This window comes from Stenotrophomonas sp. STEN022 (genome assembly GCF_056760155.1).
On the sequence record NZ_JBRREG010000038.1, the window covers coordinates 1 to 24,665 of the forward strand.

A 24,665-nucleotide genomic window follows, 5' to 3' on the forward strand; every position below is an offset into this window, starting at 1 on the left:
TGGGGGCGGCCGGGCCTACCCCCCCTCCCCGGTGGGCCCCCCCTTGGCCCCTTCGGGCGGCTCACCGCCTCCCCGGCCGGCGGGGTACCCCCCCCCCCCACAACCTGAGTGCGCCGGTAAGGCCCTTGCCGAGCATGGCTCGGCACTACACAGGGCGGTTGGCTGGGAAAGCCGCTGCCGAGCATGGCTCGGCGCTACAGGACGGTTGGCCGGGAAAGCCTCTGCCGAGCATGGCTCGGCACTACAGTGCCTGTCTTAGCGCGGCTGCGGCAGGGCGGCCTTGCGCACTACGCGGTATTCGGCGTCGACCACGGTTGGATCGGACTTGCGCACGGCGCGGGCCTTGCGCGATGCGAACAGCTTCCAGGCGATGCCGCCCAGGATCATCGCTGCGCCAATGAACACGCCGCCGACCACCAACACCGCAAGAATTGCGATGCCGAGCAGGCCCAAGGCAATGCGCACCAACGGGTTGCGCGGTTTGCGCGGCTCGAACAGGTTGCGCAGCTTGGCGAATTGGACGTAGCGGATGTTCATGAAAGCTCTATGACGTTGAGTCTGCTGTGGAGTATCAGGGGCGTTTGGGCCAATTGCGTGAAGTTGTCGTTAATTGGTGTCTGAATAGGGGGCGCGAGAATGCCGTGAGTCAGCTTCGTTCTGGCCTCGGCTGCCCATGCGACAATAAGTGCCGTACTTGTATCGGTGTTCCAATGTCCAGCGCCATCGCTTCCGGAGTCGAACTATGCCTGCTGGCTGCAGTGCCTGATCAAGGCTTTCATGCGGTGGTGGCGGTGATCGATGGGGATGCCGAAACCTTGGTCTTGTACCGCGATGGCGATGCGGTGCGGGCGTGGTTGAACGTCTGCCCGCACGCCGGGCGCGCGCTGGATTGGGCGCCCGGCCAGTTCCTCAAGAGCCGTGAAGGACATCTGGTCTGCGCCGTGCACGGTGCTTCGTTCGAGCTGGAAGGCGGTATCTGTGTGGCAGGCCCTTGCAAGGGCGATTCGCTGCGCGCGGTGCCGGTATCTGTCGGCGATGGCAAGGTGTTGCTGGGCTGAGCGCTGCAGGCTCAGCTCCCGTTCTTGTCCAGCACCGGATAGACGCGGCTGATCTGGCAGTCGTAGCGGCCGCTGAAGTTTGCACGATCGCCGGGCCGGATCAGCTCGCGCTCCGGGCGAGCCAACGCCATCCTGTCGCCAGGGTGGCCGCAGACCATGCCGATGCCCATTCCGGAGACCAGGGTCATCGTCTGCGCGTTGGCCAGTGCCGGGCAGCTGCTGGCGACCTCAATGCGATAGAAGCGATTGCCAGCGGCGCGGTTGGGTGAAACTTCGACGGTGATCCCCTGTGGGCCCTCGCTCCAACGGCGGACGGCGTCAATGGCGACGCAATAGTCGGCTGTGCCACGAAAGCCGCGCGAGCGTGGCGCGCTTGCGGCCTTGACCTGCAGGGGGGCCATGGTGGCCACCTGGCTGTCGCGCTGGCGTAGCAGGTCGGCGTAGCTGCGGGCATCCAGCGGCTCGATGGTGCTGATCGGGCATTGTGCGTCGCCGATGACCAGACTTTCGCCCGGTTCTGCACATAGCCAGCCTTCTTTGCTGCCGCGCACCGACAGCCGGCTTTCCGGCGCAGGGCAGTCCTGTGCGAGTTGTACCTTGAAACGCTGCCCATCCTTCAACCGCACTGCGAGCGTGTTGGAGCTGATGTCTTCAGCACCGCTGATCTGGCGTGCATCGATGCAATGTGCCTGCGGAGGTGTGCGCTGCCCGGCAGCGGCGCTGAGCATGGCCAGACAACCCAGTGTTCCCAATGCCATCCGTTTCATTGCGATCTCCTTTTCCGGGTCAAGCAGGGCAGGTGATCGTATCTCAGAACATGATGTTGATCATGATCACCACGATCACGGTGTACAGCAGTGACAGAGGTCCACCGACCCGCCACATCTCGCGCGGGGTGTATTTTGCCGGGCCCATTGCCATCGAGATCACCGGGTTGGACGCGGTCATCAGGTTGTTGGACGCCGACAAGGCCACGATCAGCGCGAACGCAGTGGGGTTGCCGCCCGCAGCCAAGGCCAGGTTGACAGCAATCGGCACCATCACGATGGTGGCACCGACATGGCTGATCACCAGCGAGAACGCGGTGGTCAGCAAGGCCAAGGCGATCTCCAGCGCCCACACGGGAATTCCGGCGGGCAACTTGTCGATGGTGTGGCCGGCAATCCATGCCGCCGCGCCACTGCTGTCCATCGCCCAGCCCAGCGGAATCAGGCCGGCCATCATGAAGATGGTCTTCCAGTTGATCGCCGCATAGGCCTCGTCCATGCGCAGCACGCCAGTCAGCAGCATGCCGGCCACGCCGGTGAGCAGGGTCAGGGCCACCGGCAGGTGCGAGGTAAGTGCGATGATGATGGTCAGTGCGAAGATCGCCATCGCGATCTTGAACTTGTGCGGGCGCTGCTCGCCCTTGGGGTAGTCGGTGACCACCACGAAGTCGCGGCTCTCCGCGGCGGTGGCCAGGTCCTGCCAGATGCTGTGGAAGACCAGCATGTCGCCGGCACGCAGTGCGGTATTGCGCACGTCTTCGCGGATCACCTGCTTGTCGCGGTTGATCGCCAGCAGGCTGATGCCGCGTTCCTTGCGCAGGCGCAGCTCGCCGGCGGTCTTGCCGATGATTTTCGAGGTGGGCGGAATGACCGCCTCGGAGATGCCGGCGCGGGCCGGGTTGAACAGGTCGCCCAGTTGTTTCAGCCTTGAGGACAGACGCAGGAACTGGTTCTGCGCGAAATCGGATACCTGCTGGCGCGGGCCCATTACGCCCAGTGCACTACCCACCCAGATGCGCATGTCGGCAGGTGGCGACAGGCGGGTGTCATCGCCGGTTTTCAGCGCAAGGAACAACGGGGCATCGAACAGGTTCTCGGCCTCGCCCACGGTCATGCCGACCAGTGGGCTTTCGGCGGTGACCAGCAGTTCGAAGACATCGCCTTCAATGCCGTAGGCCTTGGCGAAATAGCTCTCGGTGCGGGCAGGGGCCTGGCCGTCTTCGCTTTCGGTTTCTTCTTCCTGCAGTTTGCGGCTGCCGTAGAAGCGGAAGTAGAGCAGCGAGGCGATCAGCAGGGCGACACCAATCGGCAGCGGCGCGAACATGCGCAGCGGTTCGATGGTGGCGGTGCCTGAGGGCAGGTTGTTGTTGGCCGACATCAACAAGTCGTTGAGCAGGATCAGCGGCGAGTTGCCGACCATGGTCAGCGCACCACCCATCACGATGGCGGCGGAGATCGGCAGTAGCTGGCGCTTCAAGGTGAGCGCGGTACGCGAAGCCAGCCGCGAGGCGACCGGTAGGTACAGCGCCATCACCGACGGGTTCTGCATGAACGAGGAGTTCAAGCCGGCGGTTGCGCTGGTCAGCAACAGCAGCCGTTGTTCCAGTCCATGCGAACGCCGCAGCAACCAGCCCGCTAGCCGGTTCAGTGCGCCGGTGCGGTCCAGTCCGGCACCGAGAATGGTGGTGGCGATGATGCTCATCACCGCGTTGCCGGAGAAACCGCCGAAGATTTCCTCCGGGGCAATCAGGCCGGTGACGCCCAGCACCACCATCACCACCAGCGCCACAACGTCGGCGCGGATGCGCTCGAACAGGAACATCGCCATCGTGAAGCCCACCAGCCCGAGCACGAGCTTCATATCGGTGGTGAGCGTCAGCGCGGTATCCATCAGGGCAGTGACTTCAAAGAGGAGAGCTGGGACGGTTTGACAGTGCACTCTGCCATCAACGCTGCGCAGGCGGCGTGTTCGGCAATCTCATGGAAGCGTGCAGCTGTCATCGCGTCCTCATCACTCAGCCGGCGTCCGTGTTGCCGGGCTTGTCATATAGCAGATCCCAGACGCCATGGCCCAGCTTCTGGCCGCGGGTTTCGAAGTGGGTCTGCGGGCGCCAGTCCGGGCGCGGCACAGCGCCACGCGGGCCGGCGCGGTTGACCAGGCCGGGTGTGGCATCGAGCACGCCCCACATCTGCTCGGCATAGTCTTCCCAGTCGGTGGCGCAATGCAGGCGGCCGCCAACGCGCAGCTTGCGCACCAGCAGTTCGGCAAAGCCCGGCTGCACCAGACGGCGCTTGTTGTGGCGCTTCTTGTGCCAGGGATCGGGGAAATAGATGCGGATCTCATCAAGAGCACCGTCTGCGATTTCCTTCTCCAGCACCTCGACCGCATCGTGGTGGTAGAGCTTGACGTTGTCGGCATTGTCATCGGCCAGTGCATTGAGCAAGCGGCCTACGCCCGGGGCATGCACCTCGATACCGATGTAGTCCTTGGAGGTGTCGAACTGGGCGGCGTAGCGCAGTGCGGCGCCGTTGCCGAAGCCAATCTCCATCACCTTGGGTGCATTGCGGCCAAAGGTGGCATCCAGGTCGCGCGGCTCGCCATTGAAGTCGATGCCGAAGCGCGGCCAACGGTCGTCGAACGCGCGCTGCTGGGCCGGGGTGAAGCGGCCCTGGCGCAGCACGAAACTGCGGATTTCGCGGCGGCCTTCGGTCACGGTGAAGGGTTTGGGCGGTGCCTTGGAGCCCGCGCTGTCAAAAGGATTGGTCATCAGCCGATCAGCCCATCAACGGGGGAGGAGGCGCTGGCATAGCGCTTGCGCGGAATGCGACCTGCGAGGAAGGCCTCGCGGCCAGCTTCCACGGCCTTGCGCATGGCGCTGGCCATCAATACCGGGTTGCGGGCGCCGGCAATGGCGGTGTTCATCAATACGCCGTCGCAGCCCAGCTCCATCGCGATGGCTGCGTCCGAAGCGGTGCCGACGCCGGCATCGACGATGATCGGCACCTTGGCGTTCTCGATGATCTCGATCAGGTTGTACTTGTTCTGGATGCCCAGGCCGGAACCAATTGGCGCTGCCAGCGGCATCACCGCGGCGCAGCCGATTTCCTCCAGGCGCTTGGCCAGGATCGGGTCATCGGAGGTGTAGACCATGACGTCGAAGCCGTCCTTGACCAGCTGTTCGGCGGCCTTGAGGGTAGCCATCACATCCGGGTACAGGGTTTTCTGGTCGCCCAGTACTTCGAGCTTGGTCAGGTTGTGGCCGTCCAGCAGTTCTCGGGCCAGGCGGCAGGTGCGCACGGCGTCTTCGGCGGTATAGCAGCCGGCGGTATTGGGCAGAATCGCGTAGCGGTCCGGGGGCAGTACGTCGAGCAGGTTGGGCTCGCCCGGGTTCTGGCCGATATTGGTACGCCGGATGGCCACGGTGACGATCTGGGCGCCAGCGGCTTCGGTAGCCAGGCGGGTTTCTTCCAGATCCTTGAACTTGCCGGTGCCGGTCAGCAGCCGGGATGAATAGGTTTTGCCGGCGATGACCAGCGAATCGGTGGGGACATTTGCATTCATGCCCGAATTATCACCCATCCCGCCGATCTGTAGTGCCGAGCCACGCTCGGCATGGGCATTACCGGTAACACCCCAGCGCAGCATGGCTGCGCTCTACAGGTGGAGCCGGCAGCTGGCTGCTGTTGCTCCCTCCCTTTGCCGCAGGCAAGGGGAGGGCTGGGGAGGGGGTGGCTTTTCTGCCTTTGTGTATGGGCAGCTTCGCGGCTTACGCCGCTCCCACAAGTTTGATGGTGCGCCGGTGATGCCCCTGCCGAGCATGGCTCGGCACTACCTGGTTGCGGCGGTTCAGCCGCCGCCCAGCGCGTGCACGATTTCCACCACGTCACCGTCCTGCAGCCGATGGCTCGCATGCTGGCTGCGCGGAATGATGTCGCCGTTGATCTCGACTGCCACGCGGCGCTCGGCCAGTCCTTCGGCGGCCAATAGTTCGATCACGGTCAAGCTGGGCTGCAGCTGGCGGGGTTCGCCATTCAGATGGATGTTCATGCCGCCATTCTCGCCAGCCGAGCCACAAAAGCCCAGCCGGCAGACAGTTTGCGGCGGCGCAGCGTGTGTGTCTTGCGCGGTAATGAAAACATAACAACGTGCGGCAGCGTATGTCTGCGGCTTACCCCACCCAGGAGTTCAATATGTCTCTTTCCCTTCGCCCGCTGCGTGCTGCCGTGGCTGTCGCCATTGCCTTGGCCGCGGTGCCGGCCATGGCGCAGTCGCCGTACTCCAAGACGGTGTTCTTCGGTGACAGCCTGACCGATACCGGTTATTTCCGTCCTGTGCTGGTGAAACTGGATCCGAATGCCTCGTTGGTGGGTCGCTTCACCACCAACCCGGGCTGGGTGTGGGCGGACTACATCGCTGACCAGTACGGCACCAATGCCAGCCCCAACGGCAACGGCCAGACCGGCGACAACTACGCTGTTGGCGGTGCCCGTGTGGGTGTGGACACGGTGGGTGCACTGGGTGCAACACCGTCGATGAAAACCCAGATGACCAAGTATCTGGCAGCCAACGGCGGCAAGGCTGACGCCAACGCGCTGTACACGGTGTGGGGCGGTGCGAACGATCTGTTCGCGGTGCAGGCGGCACCGACCCAGGCGCAGGCCATCATCGGCGCGGCGGTGACCGACCAGATCGGCATTGTCGGCACGCTGAAGGCTGCCGGTGCCCAATACGTGATGGTCCCGACGCTGCCCGATATCGGCTTGACCCCGGCGTCACGCGCCGGCGGTGCTGTCGGCATGGCGCAGGGTACTGCGCTGGCCAAAACCTACAACAATGCCCTGTTTGGTGGCTTGAAGCAGGCCGGGCTGCAGGTGATTCCGGTCGATACCTTCACCATCCTGCAGGAAATCGTCGCCAATCCGGGAACCTACGGTTTCACCAACGTCAGCAACATGGCCTGCACCTCGGCCTCGTCGCTGACCTGCTCTCCGCTGAGTCTGGTTGCGCCGAATGCAAACAACACCTATGTGTTCGCCGATGGTGTGCATCCGACCACCGCTGCCCATCAGATTCTCGGCCAGTACACCATCTCGGTGCTGGAAGCGCCGCGTTTGCAGCAGATCCTGAGCCATTCGGCGCAGACCACTGGCCGTGCGCGTGCCGATCAGGTTGGCGCACATCTGGGTTCGCGTCCGGCCGATGGTCTGAGCTGGTGGGGCAATGTTCGCGGTGACATGCAGCGCTACGACCATGCTGATCTGTATGACGGCATGGCGCCTGCGGGCCTGTTCGGCGTCGATTGGGCGCGTGATGGCATGGTGCTGGGCGGCTTCGCCGGCTATGGCCGCATGAGTGCCGATTTCGGCAACAGCAAGGGCGACTTCACCCAGGACGACACCACGCTGGGTCTGTTCGCGGGCTGGTACGGCGAGCGCGCCTGGGTAAATGGCCAGGTGAGCTACAGCTGGCTGGGTTACGACGTCACCCGCAAGGTGCAGCTCGGTCCGGCTACCCGTGAGCACAAGGGCTCGCCGGATGGCAGCAACCTGACCGCAGCGATCAACGCCGGCTACGAGTTCGGCCAGGCCGGTGGCTTCCGTCACGGTCCGGTGGCCGCTGTGGTCTGGCAGAAGGTGAAGCTGGACGGTTACGTTGAAAGCAATACCAGCGCAACTGCGTTTGGCTATGGCGACCAGGATCTGGATTCGACCGTTGGCCGCATCGGCTGGCAGGCTCGCTTCGATGGCGGCAACGTGAAGCCCTACGTGCAGGTCACCTACGACCATGAATTCGAGGACGGCAAGCAGGCCAGCGCCTGGTTGCAGACCATGGCGGACGTCGGGATGTACAAGGTGCCGGGATTGGAGTTCGATCGCAATTACGCCACTGCAGTGCTGGGTGCGCGTCTGAACCTGTTCGGTCTGGAAAGCAATATCGGCCTGAGCACCACCACGATGCAGAAATCCGCACGCGACGCGACGGTGTTCGCGAGCTTTGGCGGCAGCTTCTAAGTTCTTGTAATAGGAACGGATTACGATGTTGTGTGTGGGAGGCGGTGCCGCGTTTGCGGCATCGCCTCTTTTTGTTTTGGCAGCGGGATGCATCAAGTGCTTGCAGAACAGTTGTTTGTATCGCGGCCCAACGGCGAAATCCGGCTGCAGAAGGCGCGCGTAGCAACCGTTTTCCGCAATGTGAAGTGCTTTGGGCTGGCCGTTGCTTTGTCCCAGCGTCACGAATAGACTTCACCCTCGCCAAAGCGGGCGTAGCTCAATGGTAGAGCTGTAGCTTCCCAAGCGTGCGACACGAGCCGTGCCGCACGTTCAACCGACCAGGCGGTTTCCTGGCCACAGCTGTACAGATCTCGGTCTGACAGCAAAACGTCCCCCAGCAACACGGTGGACGATACGTTGAACGGTAGGAGTACATCCCTACTGGCACGGCGAAGGCTGTGCATGCAATTGTTGGTCGTCCACCCTGCCAAGGGTTGTCGAACCAACCCGGTGTTCAGCCACCGGTAGCCAAGGAGTGGTGCGGGAGAAGTAATTCTCCGGTGCTAAGCTCTCCGTTAATGTAGCCATCCTCACGGATACGATTCTCCCGTGAGGGAGGACTCGTGACCTCGGTAGTCGTAACCGAGTAGGCGCTAGGCTGAGTATCAAGGATCAGTACAAACGAATCGCCATATAAACGTCGTCAAGCTAGACGGGCCAACTGCGACTGGGCCCTACCCAAAACGGGACGAGGTCGGATGTTTCTCTGCTTGGTAGAGACACGCTGACAATTGCACCTCCGGCGAAAAGGCGAGATCCTAGGTACTCTGTTGCATGTACGGAACGTGGTAAGCCCAACTGGTTGTCGCCTCGGCGACTAGGTTCTCCGCAAGGAGAAACGATGACCAAGTGGGTATAGGATGGTGGAGTAAGCGAACGCCTCTCTGTAATCGAGGGGATAGGGGATGAAAAGATCGCCCCAACCCGAAAGGGTGCTGACTTCCACCGGGTGGTCTGTCGCTAGACAGGCTTCGCAAACTCACACCCAACGGGGAACGACTCCCCTTTGGGGCGTCTATCCCCTGACGGGCTCTGGGCGGGTGTAGCTCAATGGTAGAGCTGTTGCTTCCCAAGCAACTGACGAGGGTTCGATTCCCTTCACCCGCTCCACTCCAGGAGGTAGATATGGACGCCATCATCGATGGTGATGTCGCCTCCTCACACCTCAGCAACTGGCACTCCATCAACTGGAAAGCCACAAGCTGCGCTGTGTCGAGGATGCAGGCAAGAATAGCGAAGGCAGCCAAGGATAAGCAGTGGCGTAGGGTCACACGCCTACAGAAACTACTTGTCCGCTCAACTGCAGCCAAAGCAACGGCTGTACGTCGAGTCACGGAGAACCAAGGCCGTCGTACCCCGGGTGTAGACCGTGCAACGTGGTCGACACCTGCGGCAAAGTGGAATGCCATCAACTCCCTGCAACGTAAGGGATACAAGGCAAAACCGCTTCGCCGAATCCACATCCCCAAGGCCCGAGGTGGCACCCGCCCTCTCGGTATACCGACGATGAAAGATCGAGCAATGCAGGCGCTGTATCTGTTTGCGCTCGACCCCGTCGCCGAAGCATATGGGGACATTCACTCATACGGGTTCCGTAATTTCAGGTCGACAGCTGACGCTGCCGCCCACCTGAAGACCTGTCTGAGCACGAAGACCAGCTCACGCTGGGTGATGGAAGGGGATATCAAAGGCTGCTTCGACAACATCAGTCACGACTGGCTGATGAAACACGTACCAATTGACCGGCATGTGCTGTCGCAGTGGCTGAAAGCAGGCTTCATGGAAGACCGTAAGTTGTTTCCGACGGACGCGGGTACACCACAGGGCGGAATCATTTCCCCCGTGCTCGCAAACATTGTCCTTGACGGATTGGGCCGGCTCATCGATGCGCTCCCACGCCGCAACAAGTGCAACTTCGTCCGCTACGCAGACGACTTTGTCATCACAGGAGCCTCTGCGGAGATCCTGGAACGCAAGGTCAAGCCGATCGTCGTCAAGTTCCTCGCAGAAAGAGGGCTCACGCTCTCCGAAAGCAAGACGAAGATCACACACATGGACGAAGGCTTCGACTTCTTGGGATGGAACTTCCGGAAATTTGGAAATCTCCTCCTTAGAAGGCCGTCGAAACAAAACACCAACGCCTTCATGGCTAAGATCCGCAGCCAGCTCCGGCTACTGCGGGGATCCACCCAAGACGACGTACTGCACGTCCTTAACCCGATCATTCGGGGGTGGGGCATGTATCACCAAGTCGTGAACGCTTCAGAACCGTTCGCAAGATTGGATCACCTTATCCACCACGCGGTCTGGTGTTGGGCCAAACGCCGTCACCCCACCAAAGGTCTCCGTTGGATCAAACGTCGGTACTTCCGGCGCGACAAGTCCCGCGACTGGATCTTCGGTGTTGGTAAACACACTCTGATGCGCCTGTCGTCCCTCAAGGTCGGCGAGTACATCAAGGTGCGGTCTGACGTTAGCCCCTACGACCCCAAAGACGAGAGCTACTTTAATCAGCGGTTGCAGTACCGCATGAAGCGCTCGCTGACCGGGAAAAGGAAACTGCTATGGCTTTGGACAAAGCAAGAGGCCAAGTGCGCCTGCTGTGGGCGGAAACTGACCAGCACCAGCTGGCACATCCACCACAAGGTTTTCAGGGTGTACGGGGGGTCTGACCGCCTCTCCAACCTCGTTTTGCTCCACACCACCTGTCACGAGCAGCTTCACGCCCGTGCCAGGCTACGGCTGTCGCCCCCTCCCATAGAAGAAGGGGGTTCGTGACTGCTTGAGCCGTGTGAAGGGTAACTTTCACGCACGGTTCTGAGGGGGGAGGGTGGCCGCGAGGCCACCTTCCCACCCGACTACTGACGAGGGTTCGATTCCCTTCGCCCGCTCCAGTTCCAGAGCAGATGATGGGTTTGATCGGGGTACGGCAGCAGGCCGGCTCACACGGCCATAACGGCCGGCAGGAACTCCATGATTCAGATCATCCGGATACGGTAATGCCGCGATATGCTGCGCGCCTACCGACCACTCCCGCCGCGATGAAACTGGCCATTCTTTCCCGTAACACCAAGCTCTACTCGACCCGTCGACTGGTCGAGGCTGCACGCACACGTGGCCATACCGTGCGCATCCTCGACCCGCTGCGCTGCTATATGCGCATTACCTCCAGTGGCTTTGGCATGCACTACAAGGGCAAGGCGCTGACCGGGATAGACGCGGTGATCCCGCGTATCGGTGCCTCGATCACCCGCTACGGCACGGCGGTGCTGCGCCAGTTCGAAATGATGGGAGCACGTACCCCAAATCCGTCCGATGCGATCCTGCGCGCGCGCGACAAGCTGCGCGCGCACCAGCTGCTGGCGGCCAAGGGTATCGACATGCCGGTTACCGTGTTCGGTGACAATCCCGACGATACCGATGACCTGCTGTCGATGCTGGGGCCGCCGCCGCATGTGGTGAAGCTCAGCGAGGGTACGCAGGGCAGAGGGGTGATCCTCACCGAGAAGCTCAGTGCCTCCAAGGGCACCGTCGAGGCCTTGCGAGGGCTTTACGCCAACTTCCTGGTGCAGGAATTCATCGCCGAGGCGCAGGGCGCGGACCTGCGCTGTCTGGTGGTGGGTGACCAGGTGGTGGCGACCATGCGCCGCCAGGCGCAGGAAGGGGACTTTCGCTCCAATCTCCACGCCGGTGGCGTTGCCGAACGAGTGGTGTGCAGCAAAGCCGAGCAGCAGGTGGCGATCCGCTCGGCCAAGGCGCTGGGGCTTGGCATCGCCGGTGTCGACCTGATCCGCTCCAAGCGTGGGCCCTTGGTGCTGGAGGTCAATTCCACCCCGGGGCTGGAGGGGATCGAGGGGGTTTCGGGTGACGATATAGCTGGGCGGATGATCGAATACGTGACCAGCCTCAAGCGCTGAGGCCGGGGATGCAATTTCTTTGCATGGTTTTAACAAGCCTTTAATCCGGCTGGCCCTAGCCTGTTTCCACTGTGCCCAGCCCTCCTCAGTGGGTCCGGTGATCGGGAATTTTTAAGGCCCTGGCGGTTTCCGTCGGGGCCTTGTTTTTGTTGAGGATTCTTTATGTTGTTGTAAGGCCTAAGCAGCGCTAGAGTGGAATGAATCTAAGGAGGGTGAGCGTATGTCCCGGAAGCTGTTGTTGGCGTTGCTGTTGATGGGGCCTGGCATTGCTTTGGCAAAGCCGGCTGAAGTTCCGTTTCGAGCAGGTGAGTCGTTTCAAGTGCAGCAACAGAAGGTGCGCGCGGACCTGCAGGGCGGCGAGGTATATAGCGAGATATCGGCAGACGACCGTCAGCGCGTGGTTACGGCGCTTGATCGCATGTCCGGCTTGATCGGGGAAGGTAGTGCCGAGTCGCTCTCCCCCGAAAGCAAGGCACAGGTGTTCAGTGACCAGGAGCTGGTCAACACCTTGCTGACCAAGGCGCGCCAGGACAGCCGGCTTATCTGTAGGCGTGAAAAGAGCATTGGTTCACAGATGACTTCTTCGCAATGTTTCACGGTTGCGCAGCGCGAACGTATGAAAAGGGATTCACAAAGCCGTATGCAGTCTGCGCAGAGTAGTGGTTTCAAAGTGGCAGACTGATCTGCATGGCCAAACAGAACCTTGCATCGAGGTAGTCCGTGTCTGCGGCTTGGATGTGAGGAGTTAACGCTGGCTGTGCTGTAATCCCCAACAAGTGGGCTTCGTGCCCGCTTGTACTTTTCAAGACATAAGGTCCCCGCACACGTGCGCATTCTTGTAATCGAAGACAACAGCGACATCGCCGCCAACCTTGGTGACTACCTTGAGGATCGTGGGCATACGGTCGATTTCGCCGCCGATGGCGTGACCGGCCTGCACCTGGCCGTGGTGCATGAGTTCGACGCGATCGTGCTGGATCTCAACCTGCCGGGTATGGATGGTATCGAGGTCTGTCGCAAGCTGCGCAACGATGCGCGCAAGCAGACGCCGGTGTTGATGCTTACCGCACGCGATTCGCTGGACAACAAGCTGGCCGGTTTCGATTCTGGTGCCGATGACTACCTGATCAAGCCGTTTGCTTTGCAGGAAGTGGAAGTGCGGCTCAATGCACTTTCGCGACGCGGCAAGGGGGCACATACCCGGGTGCTGGAAGTAGGTGATCTGGAGTACAACCTGGACACCTTGGAAGTGCGCCGTCAAGGCAAGCTGCTGCAGCTCAACCCGACCGCGTTGAAGATACTGCAGGCATTGATGGAAGCCTCGCCGGCGGTGGTTACGCGGCAGGAGCTGGAGACCCGTGTCTGGGGTGAAGAGCTGCCGGATTCGGATTCGCTGCGCGTGCATATCCATGGCCTGCGCGCAGTGGTGGACAAGCCGTTTGAAGTGCCGATGATCCAGACCCGTCACGGTATTGGTTACCGCATCTCCGCACCCGATGCCTGAATCTGCATTGCCCGAACCTGTTCGTAAGCGGGGGCGTTACCGTCGCCGCTTGCGCAGCCGCATCATCGTCTCGTTTGTGCTGTTGGGCTTTTGCCTGACGGCACTTTTTGCGTTTGCCACGAACTGGGCGCGGATGCGCGTGGAGAACCAGCTCGTCGAAGATGTGATGAACCGCAACCTCGATGCTTCTTGGCAGAGCTACATGCGCAGTGGCGGTACCGACGTGGTTGCGCCGGTCCAGCAGATGCGTGCTTTCCTGTTCCGTCCTGACAAGCTTGATAGCCTGCGCCGAGACTATCCCGAATGGGAAGGTTTGCAGGACGGCATCCACACCATCAGCGGTGAGGATGCCGAGGGCAAGCCCTTCTCTTACAAGGTTGGTGTACGCAAGACGCCGGATGCGTGGTTCTTCATCGCTTACGACATGGGGCAGGCGCTTCGTGGCGAGCAGCAGCTCAACCGGGCGCTGTTCTTGTCGGTGATCATTTTCAGCTTGCTGTCCTGGGTATTGGGCTGGTGGTCGGCCTCAAGGGTGATGCGGCCAGTGTCTGACCTCGCCGCACGCTTGCGCGCCTATCGTGGCGGTAACGCCCATCCTGAGCCGCTTGCGCCGCGCTTTCCCGACGATGAGGTGGGGCAGTTGGCTGAGGCGCTTGACGATTACTCGGCACGTCTGACTGAAGTGGTGCAGCGCGACCGTGAGTTCAATGCCGACGTCAGTCATGAGTTGCGTACGCCGCTGGCGGTGATTCGAGGGGCTACCGAGCTATTGCTCGCCCGTCCTGGCATTGATGACAAAGTGCTGCAGCGCCTGCAGCGCATCCAGCGCGCGGAGCAGCAATGCAGTGATTTGATCGGCTCGCTGCTGCTGTTGTCGCGCAATGAGCGCGCACAAGGCAGCAGCAACGTAGCCCGGGTTGCCGAGCAGTTGCTGGAATCGCACCGTGCCCAGCTCGGTGGCAAGCCGCTGGAACTGGCGCTGGAAGGCTCGCGTGAGCTGGTGATCGACGCGCCAGAGTCGGCGTTGTCGGTGGCGTTGGGTAATCTGATTGGCAACGCCGTCAAGTATTCGCAGGAAGGCCGGGTGCTGGTGCGGGTGGGCAGCAATGCCGTGGAAGTGATCGACAACGGGCCTGGCCTGAGCGAGAAAGATGCCGCCAGCCTGTTCCAGCGCGGCTATCGCGGCACACATGCCGGGCATTCGCAGGGCGGCGGTATCGGCTTGTCCATTGTCAGCCGACTTTGCGCGCTCTACGGCTGGCAGGTGGATATACGCCCGGGCACGGAGCGCGGTGTGATTGCGACGCTGACGTTTTCACCTGAGCAAGCCTGATCAGGGGGATCGTAGAGATGTCGCTCCCTTTTCAACTAGTAAGGGGCGAAGCGCTGGTTCGCTGCTACTCGAATGGCCTTGCGGCGGCGCAAGGGTCGGGGCGAGGGGCGCAATGCTGTTCACTTCAGCATTGGAGTCACCCGGAAACCGATGTCAGGCCGCTGGTATTGGCGTTTTTGTGGGAGCGGCGTAAGCCGCGAAGCAAGCACATCATCAGACGATGGTGTTTTGGTAACGCCAGTTTCGCGGCTTACGCCGCTCCCACATGCAGGCAGTGGGCCGCTGCATCGACTGCTCTGGATGCTGGCAACGTGGTGGCACTGAAGTGAACAGCATCAGCGACGCAGAGCGGTGGCTCGCTCCACAGTTGGTTTGAGTCATCGCCCCGCCGCGGCAAGCTCCCGATAGCGCGCATCCAGTGCTTCGATATGCGCCTGCAACGCATCAGGATGGCCATCATTGACGATCACATCGTCAGCCAATGCCAAGCGATGCGCGCGGCTGGCTTGCGCTTGGATCATGCGTTCCGCCAACGCGGCATCAATGTTGTCGCGGCTGAGCAGGCGCGCATGTTGTACCTCCTCCGGCGCGTCCACCACCAGGAGACGTTGCAGCCACGGATAGGTTGCTCGCCCGCCGGCTTCGGTGAGCAGGGGAATGGCCGCAATCGCATAAGGACTGGTCGCGGCCTCACAAATGCCGCGCACGCGGGCACGGATGGCGGGATGGGTGATGGCTTCAAGCGCGCGGCGTTCATCGGGGTTGGCGAACACGCGCTGGCGCAGGTAGGCCCGATCCAGGCTGCCATCGGCCTGCAGAACCTGGGTGCCAAACAGCTCGGCAATCGCCGCGAGCCCGGGGCTGCCAATTGCCACGACCTCGCGCGCTGCGATATCCGCATCCGCCACGGTGATGCCAAGGGCCTCGAAGCGCCGGCTGACTTCACTCTTGCCCGAGGCGATGCCGCCGGTCAGTCCAACGATGAAGCTGCTCATGCAATGACTCCAAAACGACAATGGCCCTTGAGAGGCCATTGTCGCTTGCGATGGCCTACTACTGTAGGCCCGCCAGTCGCATATAGCTGCCTATCATCTGGTCGCCCCACATGAAGACCAGCCAGCCGGCGATGGCCAGGTAGGGGCCAAACGGGATGGGTGTAGCGCGGTCGCGGCCGCGCGAGTACAGCCAGATCGAACCGATGATGGCGCCCACCAGCGACGACAACAGGATGATCGGCAGGATGCCCTTGAAGCCACACCAGGCACCCAATGCCGCCAGCAACTTGAAGTCGCCGTGGCCCATGCCTTCCTTGCCGGTTATCTGTTTGTACAGCCACCAGACTGTCCACAATGACAGGTAGCCAAGTGCGGCGCCTATCAATGCAGGTTTGGTGGGCATGTACAGGTTGTCCATGCTGCCGATCAGGCCCAGCCACATCAACGGAATTGTGAGCTGGTCGGGTAGCAGCTGGGTGCGCAGATCGATGCCGGACAGCGCCACCAGGAAGCAGCTCAGCACGATCGCGCCAAAGCCCTGCCAGCCGAAACCGAACTGCCAGACGCTGGCCAACACCATCAAGGCGGTAACCAGCTCCACGATCGGATACTGGATGGAGATCGGTGCCTGGCAATGCCGGCATTTGCCGCGCTGGATCAGCCAGCTGAACAGCGGGATGTTCTCGTACCAGCTGAGCTTGTGCTTGCAGTGCGGGCAGTGCGAAGGCTCCACCACGATGCCCGGCGGCGGCGGCTCATAGATGTCGGGCAGTTCGAGGACTTCGCGCGCATCGCGCTTCCACTGCCACTCCATGCGCTTGGGCAAGCGCAGGATCACCACGTTGAGGAAGCTGCCGATCAGCAGTCCCAGTCCGGCCGCGGCGGGAAAGCCGAGGCCGGGATGCTGGTCGAGAAAAGCCATTTGCTAATTATCCAACAACGGAAGCAAGTTTGAAGATTGGCAGGTACATGCCAACGACCATGCCGCCGACGACCACACCGATGAATACCATGATCAGGGGCTCCAGCAGGCTGCTCAACGCGTCCACTGAGTTGTTGACTTCCTGCTCGAAGTACTCGGCCACCTTGAATAGCATGGTATCGAGGGCGCCGGCCTCCTCGCCGATGGCGGTCATCTGCACCACCATGTGCGGGAACAGGTTCACCTGTTTCATCGCCATGTTGACCGGGTAGCCAACCGAGACGTCGTCACGCATGCGTAACACGGCGTCTTCATAGGTCTTGTTGCCGGTGGCGCCAGCAACAATGCCCAAGGCTTCCACCAACGGTACGCCGGCCTTGAAGGTAACGGCAGTGGTGCGGGCAAAGCGGGCAATAGCACTGTTATGCATGATCTGGCCGATTATCGGCACCTTGAGGATCAAGCGATCCAGCGTGTGCTGCATTTTGGGCGACCGCTTGTAAAGGAAGGTCGTTCCGCCAATAACAATGATCGCAAGCAGCAATAGTGCCCACCACCATTTGACCATGAAGCGTGAGGCCGCCACGATCATCTGGGTGAACACGGGTAGATCGGTGCCGAAGCTCTTGAAGATATCCTCAAATTGCGGAACAACCCACAAGAGCAAGAGGGAGCTGACCAGAATGGCTACCGCGATCACCATGGCGGGGTAGAACAGCGCCTTCTTGATCTTGCCTTTCAGTGACTCAAGGTTCTCCTGGTAGTTGGCAATAGTCTCCAGGACGGTTTCCAGTACGCCAGCACCTTCGCCAGCGCGCACCAGGTTGCGATACAGCTCATCAAATTGCACCGGGTGCTTGCTGATGGCTTCGTACAGGGACGAGCCGCCCTCCAGGTCAGCCCGGATTGTGCCCACCAGTTTGGCCATGCGCGGGTTCTTGTGGCCGCTGCCGATGATCTCCAATGCGCTGACAATGGGCACGCCGGACTTCATCATCGTCGCCATCTGGCGGCTGAAGAACGCAATGTCCTTTGCCTTGACGGGTTTGCCGGCGGCCCCGAACAGCGGCTTTGGCTTGGGCTTGACCACGGTTGGGGTGATGCCCAGGCGGCGCAGCTCAGCCTTCAGCAGGTTCGCGTTCTTGGCGTCCTGCTCGCCTTTCATCTTCACGCCGCGCTTGTCTGTTCCCTCCCAGACGAACGGCAACATCTGGCTGGTGTTGCGTCCAGCCGGCTCTTTATTGATCGCGTTGCGGGTAACGGCCATTTTTTCTCCCCGTCCGGCCATCCCCAGGCCAGACAACATCGGCATGGTAGCTCGTCAAACGGCTGTAGGCACAGTCTGGGGGCAAGCTTTTTTGGGGGGGTAGGTCACATTGCAGCCCGCCTGGCCGATGTTGAAGTGGCTGCGACCGCCGCCCGGTAGTTTGGAGGCGGTTGTTCTCACTGGGGTGCGAACAGGCGGCCCTCTGCTTGGCTTTGCTGCAATGCGCCCACTCCCAGGTAGCTCCGCAGCAGGTGGCTGGGGCCTTGTTTGCCGAGCTGGCCTGCGCAATTGCGTCACAAGGTGACGTTCCGGGTCACCTTGTGGTGCTGTTCCTGAATCGCGTCCATGGGGCTTCCTTTCTTCGGCGATGCTGCCATGATTGTCTGCGGGGAGCAGTGGGCTGTCGAATAGTTGGCACGCAATCTGCTTTGTAACCCCATGCGAGCAGACATCTGTCTGCAACCATGTTCACAATCCAAACCTCTAGGGGATGTACTCATGAAGAAGCAACAGGGCTTTACCCTGATCGAATTGATGATCGTGGTTGCGATCATTGCCATCCTGGCCGCCATCGCGCTGCCGGCTTACAATAACTATCGCGTGAAGTCGGCTGATGGCGCCTGCCAGGCAGAAGCCAAGGCCTACATGAACTCCGCCGTTGCTGCTGCCCAGTCCGACATGACCGTTGAGGCTCCGAAGGTCAAGGCTTGCAGTTCGCCGACCGCTGCTCTGACCGCCGCCGATGTCAGCAATGCTGCTTCGATCACCTTTGCGCCGAAGGCTCCGGGCAAGGCTTCGACCATTTGTAAGGCTGATACCGCTACCTGCGGCAAGCCGGGCGCTGCTGCGCCGTAATTGCCAGCGCTTGCAGTGATGTCGAGAGACCCCTCCGTAAAGGAGGGGTTTTTTTTGAAGGCCTGACAAGATGGGTGGACCTTGGAACTTTGTGCCAGAAGCGCATCAGCTTGCTTGCCGTGACCTTGTCATGGTGGCTGCTGCGAGATGATTGCAATCGCGGCTGTCAGGTCATTTGTTGATTTGGGTTTCAATGCGTCTTTTTGGGGGAAGAGGCTATGTCTAGATACGCAAAGGGTTTTACCTTGATCGAGCTGATGATCGTTGTGGCGATCATCGCGATTTTGGCTGCAATCGCGTTGCCGGCATACAACCAGTATCGGATCAAGTCGGCCGAGGGTGCGTGCCAGATGGAAATGAAGAACTACGCCAACTTTGCGTTGGCGGCACTTTACAATGAGCTACCGCCCAGTGCGCCGCCGCAAAGCGCTTGCTCTGCAGCTGATACCGCTACCAATATGAGTACGCCGATCATTGGCACCCCGAAACGTCCTGGCAGCCGGCAGACCCGCTGTGACATGCTGACAGCCAACTGCGAGATCATTCGTTAGTTGCTGATGCATTCGATCGGGTGATTCGTCCGGAGCCGTTGACCCCCGACGCTTGGTCGTAGTTGTTTTCGATAAGCATTGGCCCCGCGTGCGGGTGGTTGCGGGTGTACTCTCTCCAATCCTTATCTGCGGGTTCAGACTGCCTGTGCACTTTTTCAAAACCATGACCCCGCGCGGTTTCATTCTCATTGGCTTGATCTGCGGTGTGCTGGCTGGCTTGCTGTTCGTGCCGGGATCAAGTGGTAGTTTCATCTTGGATGATGGTTCCAACATCGTCGATAACCCTGGTGTGCATCTTCACGAGCTGAGTGTCCCTGCGATTAAGGGCGTTATTCTTAGCCCGCAACCAGGTGGCCTGAGCCGGATTGTGCCGACGCTTACGTTTGCACTGGATTACTGGCGTGGTGGTGGTGAGCCCGGGGCATTCAAGGGCACCAATATCTTCATTCACATGCTTACTGTCTGCGGACTGGCCTTGTTTCTGCACCTGCTGTTGCTGGCGACGGGGATGCGCGACAGTGTTGCCAGGCTTGTTGCATTGCTGGTTGCCCTGGCCTGGGCTGTTCATCCACTCCAAGTGTCGTCTGTGCTGTATGTCGTGCAGCGTATGCAGACGCTCGCAACACTGTTTCTGGTGCTGTCGATGTGGTGTTACCTGCGCGGCAGGTTGGCACAAATGCAAGGGGAATCGGGGCGCAGGAGTTTTCTGGTCAGCTTTATGCTGTGGCTGTTGGCACTGGGGTGCAAGGAAGATGCGGTTCTATTGCCCGTCTATTGCCTGCTGATGGAGCTGACGGTGATACAGTTCCGGTCGGCCAGCCCTGTTTTTTCACGTCGACTGCGGAACTGTTACCTGATGGCGGCCGCAGCGGGGTTGCTTTTCTATGCGCTGGTAGTCGTGCCGCACTATTGGGAATGGGGTAACTACCCGGGGCGGGACTTTTCCAGCTACGAGCGTTTGTTGACCCAGGCGCGCATCCTGATGATGCACCTTGGGCAGATTGTAGTTCCGCTGCCGGCCAGCATGCCGTTCTACTACGACTGGATTGTTCCATCACGGGGGTTGTTGCAGCCGGTGACAACCTTGCCATCGGTACTTTTGATCGTTGCTCTGTTGGGTGCAGCTTGGGGATTGCGTTTACGGCGGCCATTGTTCGCATTCGGAATTCTGCTTTTCTTCGCCAGCCACTTCATTACCAGCAATGTCTTGAATCTGGAGCTGGCATTCGAGCACCGAAACCACCTCGGTCTGGTCGGTGTCGTGCTCGCGATGGCTGACATGCTGATGGGTTTGGCGCGACGCCTGCGGATCACCGCAGCGGTTGGGCTGGGTCTCTGCGGCTTGCTGCTTGCGTTGATGGCTAGTGCTACCGCGATGCGTGCCCACGACTGGGGTAGTAGGCTAGGTTTGGCGCTGGCCAGTAGCGAGTTGGCACCCCATTCGGCGCGCGCTTGGAACAGCCTCTGCCTGACCTACTATGCGATGGGTGGTGGTAAGCTGGCAGATAATCCAAAGCTGGACGATGCGATCGATGCATGCGGCAAGGGCGCACAAGCAGCACCTTATTCGCTGACCAGCTTCACAAACTTTATTATATTCAAGAGCGCGCGCGGCGATATTCGAGCGCAGGACTGGTCGAAATATCTGGAACGATTGCGCTCGGTGAGTATGGGGCCGGAGAATCGGCAGTCGTTGTGGATAATCATCAACAACGTGCGGGCTGGCGCAAAGCTGGATGAAGCCGGTGTTTTTTCTGCGTTGGAGATATTCAGTCAACGACTGCATCTGGATGCTGGTGAGAATACGGCTATTGGCTATTTCATACTTGGTCACAGCCATCAACCGGAGCAGGCGTTGGCGTACTTCAAGCGAGCGGTGCAGGGCGCGGCTGCGGACGACCCGCTTGCACTTGAGACCATCACCGAGATGCGAGGACAGGGGCGTGCAGACTGGGCTGCGGAGTTGGAGGCTGAGCTTGCAAGTGGCGGAGTGGTGCCTCTGGTGGCGCCGGTCGATGCGCACTGAGCCTTCTCGATATGGCTCGCGAGGGTGCTGGTCAGGTGTTTAGTTGGCGCCCGGGTAGGCTTGCTCGTAGCAGTGGGTCGTTGTTGCTGTGGATGGTGTTGCGTGCGGCGGCGCAGGCGCTTGCCGTATTGATCTTGGCTCGCTTGTTGGGGGCTGCGGGTTATGGGCGATTCGTCGCCATTCTCGCGACCGCAGCATTCGTTGCCCCGTTTGTTGGTCTGGGCTTATCCAACATCGTTCTGCGCAATGGAGTAAAGGACCCGGCCGGTCTCGAATGGTACCAAGCCAAAGCGATGCGACTGTGGCGACTAAGTCTGCTGCCGGCAATTCTGGTCGCGTGCTTGCTTGCAATCCTGCTGTTGCCGATTGACATTCCGAAGTTGGCGGCATTCAGTGCGATCATCGCTGAGCTTGTCGCCTCTTCATTGGTTGAGTTGAGGGCGCGCTACTGGCAGGCAGAGCACAGGATCAGTAATTTTGGTGCAGTCAATGCTGGGCTACCGTTGATTCGCTTGGTAGCGTTGTCGGTGTTGTATTTCAGTGCCCAGGATTATGATGTGCAGCAGGTGCTTTGGGTCTACGCTGCAGTCAGCTTGATGTACTGTGTTTTTTTGTGGCTGCCTTGTCGAAAGCGGCAACAAGGTGAGCCTGGGGCAGAGGCGATGGCTTGGGCGGATGGTGTTTCTTTCGGCATGGCTGCCTTTGCAGTGCGGCTACAGGGAGAATTCAACAAGCCTGTTCTTGCTCATATGGGCTTTGATCTGGTGGGTGCCTACAATGCGGCACAGCGTGCCGCCGATTTGGCGAGCATGCCGTTGTCTGCGCTGCAGGAGTCGTTGTGGCCGCGGCTGTATTCCAAGAGATCGACTCCGCATCAATTGCATGTTTCTGGCTTGCTGTTACTGTTGCTGGCGGCGTTCTGTGGAGCAGGAATCTGGTTGCTGGCGCCGTTGCTCCCTCGGGTGTTGGGGGGCGGATTTACAGATGCGGTGACTACCGCGCGCTGGCTGGCGCTGCTGCCGTTGTTACAGTCAATTCGCGCGTTGTTGAATTTTCACGTAATTCAGTGTGCTCGTATGAAGTTGATAGGCTGGGCCTCTGCCATCGGCGCTGTTGCAAGTGTACTTGGGGTATGGCTACTGGTGCCGCGCAGGGGGATCGAAGGTGCAGTGATATCCGCGTACGTCACTGAGGTAGTAATGATGGTGGTCCTTGTTGGAGGAATTGTGCATTTTAGTCGGAGAACGGTTTAAGGAATTCTGCATGTCGTTTTTTTCCATCCTCTCAAGCTCGAAACTCCTGCGCTGGCCGCTGCTTGCTGCAAACAGATTTTTGCTGCAGTCGTTGTGGTCCGGACCGAAGGTTTTCCGTCGTGCAGCATACGATGCCATGCCCATTCCCTATTTGGTCACCGGGAATCAAGAGCTGTTTGTAGTGTCGACGGCTGATAAGGTGATCGGTCGTGAGCTGTTCCTGAGTGGCGAGTTTGACTTTGCAAAGCTGCAGCTGGCCATTGCGATAATCGATCGCGAGGGTGCAGAGAGACCTGATCATTTGATCGACGTCGGCGCGAACATTGGTTCCATAGTGATTCCCGCTCTTAAGCGCGGACTGGTGCGATCAGCCACCGCGATAGAGCCTCACCCAGGGAACCTGAGGTTGCTGCGTGCGAATCTGGCATTGAACGGGGTACAGGATCTCGTCCGCGTTGTGGAGGTTGCAGTGGGGACTGAGGATTCCGCTGTTTTGCTGCTGAAGGAGTCCGCGACCAACGGCGGAAATCACAGTATTGGTAGCGAAGGTATTCCAGTTTCTTCGCGTAGTTTGGATGCGCTTGGGCCGCCTACGGCCGGCGCGTTGCTCTGGATGGATATAGAGGGTTATGAGGGGCATGCCCTTCTCGGCGCTAGGTCCCTACTGACCAGCGGCGCGCCGATAGTTTCCGAGTTCAATCCGAGCTATCTTGAGGATGCTGGAGGATTTGATTTCTTCTGCAATGTCCTGCGGGAGCGTCGCATCTTTGATCTGGGTAATGGTGGCGCCGAGACGTCTCTGGCGGATCTTGCTCGTATTCATCGGACCACGTTCACCGACGTACTGGCGTTGTGATGTGTTGTTGGATCGGAAATACTGCCCGTATCGCCTTGTAGGCATGGCTGGTGGCCGGTAATGAGTACGTTTGAGTCGAGGAAGGATGTGGTCCCGCGCAGGATCCTGTTCTTCCTGAGTTCCATGACTTGTGGCGGTGCTGAGCGCGTCGCGTTGTTGCTTTCTTCCGCATTGCTGGACCTCGGCTGCGAGGTGATCGTTGTGCTGGCACGGGGCGAAGGTGAGTTTCTTGCCCTTCTTCCCTCCAGGGTAAAGATTGTCTCCCTTGAATGTGGCAGGCCGATCAACGGAGTACGACGGTTTGGAGGCGTCATCCACCAGCTGGACCCGGATGTAATTGTCTCGTTTGGCATGCATGTTGGAGTTGCGGCTGCGCTCTCGAAGAAGATGTTCGGGTTCCGCCAGCCACTGTTGGTTCGGAATGAGAGTCATATTGCAGTCGAATGGGCGCGTGAGCGACTTCATAATCGTTTGCTGGGTCCGCTGCTGTCTCGATGGATGGCCAGGAGTTCCACTATCGTTTGTGTGTCGCATTCATTGCGTGTGCCCACTGCTGAATTCTTGCGGATTACTCCGGAGCGGATCGAAGTTGTATTGAACCCGGTGTTCCCACTTGCTGCACCCGCAAATGAAGCAACATTGCATCCTTGGTTGGCACGGAAAACCTGTCCTACTTTCATTGCGATGGGGCGCTTGGAATTGCAGAAGGACTTCCGGACGTTGTTGGGTGCATTTCGGCGAGTACTGGACGAGGTGGACTGTCGACTTGTGATTTTTGGTGAGGGATCGCTCCGGCGCTCGCTCTCCGAGCAGTGTGCTGATCTTCGGCTGGGTGCGAGCGTAGACTTCGCTGGCGTTACTGAATCACCTTCGCTGCAGATGCGGCACGCAACGGGTTTCGTGTTGAGTTCCTGCTGGGAGGGCTTTGGCTTGGTCTTGGTCGAGGCGCTGGCCGCCGGGACGGAAGTCATCTCCACGGATTGTGACTATGGCCCCTCTGAATTGCTGCAAGGCGGGCGCTTTGGGACGCTTGTTCCTGTTTCGAACGAGGCGGCATTGGCCGTTGCGATGGTCCGCCTGGCATGGGGGGGCGTGGCGGAATCGAAGCCTTCAAGTGAGTGGTACGCGCAGTTCGACGCGAGTGTTGCAGCCAGGCAGCATCTGGAAATCATTGAGCGGGTGATAGCGGGATGACCAGTATTGGGTCGAGGCTTGGGTAGATGTAGGTCGTAGTTGCTCGAAGGCTACTTTGCCTGCGAGTGTGCTGGATAGAGGGTTCTTGCTCGCTATATACCGTTGATTGCGATTCA

21 protein-coding genes, 1 tRNA gene and 1 pseudogene are annotated in these 24,665 nt (G+C 60.1%); 14 read left to right on the top strand and 9 right to left on the bottom strand.

Annotated elements, in window-relative coordinates:
* Nucleotides 1-255: 255 nt before the first annotated feature.
* Nucleotides 256-537, bottom strand: coding sequence for a hypothetical protein (locus ACVOMF_RS09845; protein WP_481509113.1), 282 nt, complete (start codon nucleotides 535-537; stop codon nucleotides 256-258).
* A gap of 173 nt (nucleotides 538-710) precedes the next feature.
* Here ACVOMF_RS09845 and ACVOMF_RS09850 point away from each other — a divergent pair, with 173 nt between their 5' ends.
* A complete protein-coding gene (locus ACVOMF_RS09850) occupies nucleotides 711-1,058 on the top strand; it encodes a Rieske (2Fe-2S) protein (RefSeq protein ID WP_481509114.1) in 348 nt (115 codons plus the stop codon).
* Nucleotides 1,059-1,069: 11 nt separating this feature from the next.
* Here the strand turns inward: ACVOMF_RS09850 and ACVOMF_RS09855 are convergent, their stop codons facing one another.
* From ACVOMF_RS09855 to thiS, 5 genes are all read right to left on the bottom strand, one after another.
* Complete coding sequence (locus tag ACVOMF_RS09855) at nucleotides 1,070-1,825, bottom strand: hypothetical protein (protein ID WP_481509115.1); 756 nt, start codon at nucleotides 1,823-1,825, stop codon at nucleotides 1,070-1,072.
* 43 nt (nucleotides 1,826-1,868) lie between these two features.
* Nucleotides 1,869-3,716, bottom strand: coding sequence for an SLC13 family permease (locus ACVOMF_RS09860; protein ID WP_481509116.1), 1,848 nt, complete (start codon nucleotides 3,714-3,716; stop codon nucleotides 1,869-1,871).
* A 124-nt stretch (nucleotides 3,717-3,840) separates the two neighbouring features.
* Complete coding sequence (gene trmB / locus ACVOMF_RS09865; protein ID WP_481509117.1) at nucleotides 3,841-4,593, bottom strand: tRNA (guanosine(46)-N7)-methyltransferase TrmB; 753 nt, start codon at nucleotides 4,591-4,593, stop codon at nucleotides 3,841-3,843.
* Complete coding sequence (locus ACVOMF_RS09870; RefSeq protein WP_282272409.1) at nucleotides 4,593-5,387, bottom strand: thiazole synthase; 795 nt, start codon at nucleotides 5,385-5,387, stop codon at nucleotides 4,593-4,595. Before ACVOMF_RS09870 ends, trmB begins: the two co-directional genes overlap by 1 nt.
* A gap of 285 nt (nucleotides 5,388-5,672) precedes the next feature.
* A complete protein-coding gene (gene thiS / locus ACVOMF_RS09875) occupies nucleotides 5,673-5,873 on the bottom strand; it encodes a sulfur carrier protein ThiS (protein ID WP_481509118.1) in 201 nt (66 codons plus the stop codon).
* A 176-nt stretch (nucleotides 5,874-6,049) separates the two neighbouring features.
* Between thiS and ACVOMF_RS09880 the strand changes: the two genes are divergently transcribed.
* From ACVOMF_RS09880 to ACVOMF_RS09910, 7 genes are all read left to right on the top strand, one after another.
* A complete protein-coding gene (locus ACVOMF_RS09880; protein ID WP_481509139.1) occupies nucleotides 6,050-7,837 on the top strand; it encodes an autotransporter domain-containing protein in 1,788 nt (595 codons plus the stop codon).
* A gap of 1,075 nt (nucleotides 7,838-8,912) precedes the next feature.
* Nucleotides 8,913-8,986, top strand: a tRNA-Gly gene (locus tag ACVOMF_RS09885).
* Between the two features lie 15 nt (nucleotides 8,987-9,001).
* Nucleotides 9,002-10,654 (top strand): group II intron reverse transcriptase/maturase, encoded by a 1,653-nt coding sequence (gene ltrA, locus ACVOMF_RS09890; RefSeq protein WP_164106453.1) that lies wholly within the window; start codon nucleotides 9,002-9,004, stop codon nucleotides 10,652-10,654.
* A gap of 263 nt (nucleotides 10,655-10,917) precedes the next feature.
* A complete protein-coding gene (gene rimK, locus ACVOMF_RS09895; RefSeq protein ID WP_481509140.1) occupies nucleotides 10,918-11,793 on the top strand; it encodes a 30S ribosomal protein S6--L-glutamate ligase in 876 nt (291 codons plus the stop codon).
* A gap of 220 nt (nucleotides 11,794-12,013) precedes the next feature.
* Nucleotides 12,014-12,475, top strand: a complete 462-nt coding sequence (locus ACVOMF_RS09900; protein WP_481509119.1) for a hypothetical protein — start codon at nucleotides 12,014-12,016, stop codon at nucleotides 12,473-12,475.
* Between the two features lie 144 nt (nucleotides 12,476-12,619).
* Nucleotides 12,620-13,297, top strand: coding sequence for a response regulator transcription factor (locus tag ACVOMF_RS09905; protein ID WP_057629745.1), 678 nt, complete (start codon nucleotides 12,620-12,622; stop codon nucleotides 13,295-13,297).
* The gene (locus tag ACVOMF_RS09910; RefSeq protein ID WP_481509120.1) at nucleotides 13,290-14,630 is read left to right on the top strand and encodes a sensor histidine kinase; all 1,341 of its coding nucleotides are present in this window, start codon (nucleotides 13,290-13,292) and stop codon (nucleotides 14,628-14,630) included. The genes ACVOMF_RS09905 and ACVOMF_RS09910 overlap by 8 nt, the downstream gene beginning before the upstream one ends.
* A 377-nt stretch (nucleotides 14,631-15,007) precedes the next feature.
* Here ACVOMF_RS09910 and coaE read toward each other — a convergent pair whose 3' ends face one another.
* Genes coaE through ACVOMF_RS09925 form a run of 3 tightly spaced genes read right to left on the bottom strand, consistent with a single transcriptional unit; the run spans nucleotide 15,008 to nucleotide 17,814 of the window.
* A complete protein-coding gene (gene coaE / locus ACVOMF_RS09915; RefSeq protein ID WP_481509121.1) occupies nucleotides 15,008-15,625 on the bottom strand; it encodes a dephospho-CoA kinase in 618 nt (205 codons plus the stop codon).
* Between the two features lie 58 nt (nucleotides 15,626-15,683).
* Entirely contained in the window at nucleotides 15,684-16,547 is an 864-nt protein-coding gene (locus ACVOMF_RS09920; RefSeq protein ID WP_481509122.1) for a prepilin peptidase, read from the bottom strand.
* 7 nt (nucleotides 16,548-16,554) lie between these two features.
* The gene (locus ACVOMF_RS09925; protein WP_481509141.1) at nucleotides 16,555-17,814 is read right to left on the bottom strand and encodes a type II secretion system F family protein; all 1,260 of its coding nucleotides are present in this window, start codon (nucleotides 17,812-17,814) and stop codon (nucleotides 16,555-16,557) included.
* Nucleotides 17,815-18,312: 498 nt separating this feature from the next.
* Between ACVOMF_RS09925 and ACVOMF_RS09930 the strand changes: the two are divergent.
* The 6 genes and pseudogenes from ACVOMF_RS09930 to ACVOMF_RS09955 all read left to right on the top strand — a co-directional run.
* Nucleotides 18,313-18,412: pseudogene (locus ACVOMF_RS09930) on the top strand (prepilin-type N-terminal cleavage/methylation domain-containing protein); the annotation flags it as partial.
* 502 nt (nucleotides 18,413-18,914) lie between these two features.
* The gene (locus ACVOMF_RS09935) at nucleotides 18,915-19,220 is read left to right on the top strand and encodes a hypothetical protein (protein ID WP_481509123.1); all 306 of its coding nucleotides are present in this window, start codon (nucleotides 18,915-18,917) and stop codon (nucleotides 19,218-19,220) included.
* Between the two features lie 163 nt (nucleotides 19,221-19,383).
* Nucleotides 19,384-21,246 carry a hypothetical protein gene (locus ACVOMF_RS09940; RefSeq protein ID WP_481509124.1) on the top strand — a complete coding sequence of 621 codons (1,863 nt, stop codon included), beginning with the start codon at nucleotides 19,384-19,386 and terminating at the stop codon, nucleotides 21,244-21,246.
* 80 nt (nucleotides 21,247-21,326) lie between these two features.
* Nucleotides 21,327-22,499 (top strand): lipopolysaccharide biosynthesis protein, encoded by a 1,173-nt coding sequence (locus tag ACVOMF_RS09945; RefSeq protein WP_481509125.1) that lies wholly within the window; start codon nucleotides 21,327-21,329, stop codon nucleotides 22,497-22,499.
* Nucleotides 22,500-22,509: 10 nt separating this feature from the next.
* Nucleotides 22,510-23,355, top strand: coding sequence for an FkbM family methyltransferase (locus ACVOMF_RS09950; protein ID WP_481509126.1), 846 nt, complete (start codon nucleotides 22,510-22,512; stop codon nucleotides 23,353-23,355).
* 60 nt (nucleotides 23,356-23,415) lie between these two features.
* The gene (locus ACVOMF_RS09955) at nucleotides 23,416-24,549 is read left to right on the top strand and encodes a glycosyltransferase (protein WP_481509127.1); all 1,134 of its coding nucleotides are present in this window, start codon (nucleotides 23,416-23,418) and stop codon (nucleotides 24,547-24,549) included.
* The last annotated feature ends 116 nt before the right edge of the window (nucleotides 24,550-24,665 follow it).

Bases quoted from the DNA above. Each gene is read 5' to 3' on its own strand.
- ACVOMF_RS09870 (WP_282272409.1), bottom strand. From the start codon at position 5,387: ATGAATGCAAATGTCCCCACCGATTCGCTGGTCATCGCCGGCAAAACC.
- ACVOMF_RS09900 (WP_481509119.1), top strand. From the start codon at position 12,014: ATGTCCCGGAAGCTGTTGTTGGCGTTGCTGTTGATGGGGCCTGGCATT.
- ACVOMF_RS09845 (WP_481509113.1), bottom strand. From the start codon at position 537: ATGAACATCCGCTACGTCCAATTCGCCAAGCTGCGCAACCTGTTCGAG.
- coaE (WP_481509121.1), bottom strand. From the start codon at position 15,625: ATGAGCAGCTTCATCGTTGGACTGACCGGCGGCATCGCCTCGGGCAAG.
- ACVOMF_RS09855 (WP_481509115.1), bottom strand. From the start codon at position 1,825: ATGAAACGGATGGCATTGGGAACACTGGGTTGTCTGGCCATGCTCAGC.
- ACVOMF_RS09850 (WP_481509114.1), top strand. From the start codon at position 711: ATGTCCAGCGCCATCGCTTCCGGAGTCGAACTATGCCTGCTGGCTGCA.
- ACVOMF_RS09910 (WP_481509120.1), top strand. From the start codon at position 13,290: ATGCCTGAATCTGCATTGCCCGAACCTGTTCGTAAGCGGGGGCGTTAC.
- ltrA (WP_164106453.1), top strand. From the start codon at position 9,002: ATGGACGCCATCATCGATGGTGATGTCGCCTCCTCACACCTCAGCAAC.
- thiS (WP_481509118.1), bottom strand. From the start codon at position 5,873: ATGAACATCCATCTGAATGGCGAACCCCGCCAGCTGCAGCCCAGCTTG.
- rimK (WP_481509140.1), top strand. From the start codon at position 10,918: ATGAAACTGGCCATTCTTTCCCGTAACACCAAGCTCTACTCGACCCGT.
- ACVOMF_RS09860 (WP_481509116.1), bottom strand. From the start codon at position 3,716: ATGGATACCGCGCTGACGCTCACCACCGATATGAAGCTCGTGCTCGGG.
- ACVOMF_RS09940 (WP_481509124.1), top strand. From the start codon at position 19,384: ATGACCCCGCGCGGTTTCATTCTCATTGGCTTGATCTGCGGTGTGCTG.
- ACVOMF_RS09920 (WP_481509122.1), bottom strand. From the start codon at position 16,547: ATGGCTTTTCTCGACCAGCATCCCGGCCTCGGCTTTCCCGCCGCGGCC.
- ACVOMF_RS09955 (WP_481509127.1), top strand. From the start codon at position 23,416: ATGAGTACGTTTGAGTCGAGGAAGGATGTGGTCCCGCGCAGGATCCTG.
- trmB (WP_481509117.1), bottom strand. From the start codon at position 4,593: ATGACCAATCCTTTTGACAGCGCGGGCTCCAAGGCACCGCCCAAACCC.
- ACVOMF_RS09950 (WP_481509126.1), top strand. From the start codon at position 22,510: ATGTCGTTTTTTTCCATCCTCTCAAGCTCGAAACTCCTGCGCTGGCCG.
- ACVOMF_RS09925 (WP_481509141.1), bottom strand. From the start codon at position 17,814: ATGGCCGTTACCCGCAACGCGATCAATAAAGAGCCGGCTGGACGCAAC.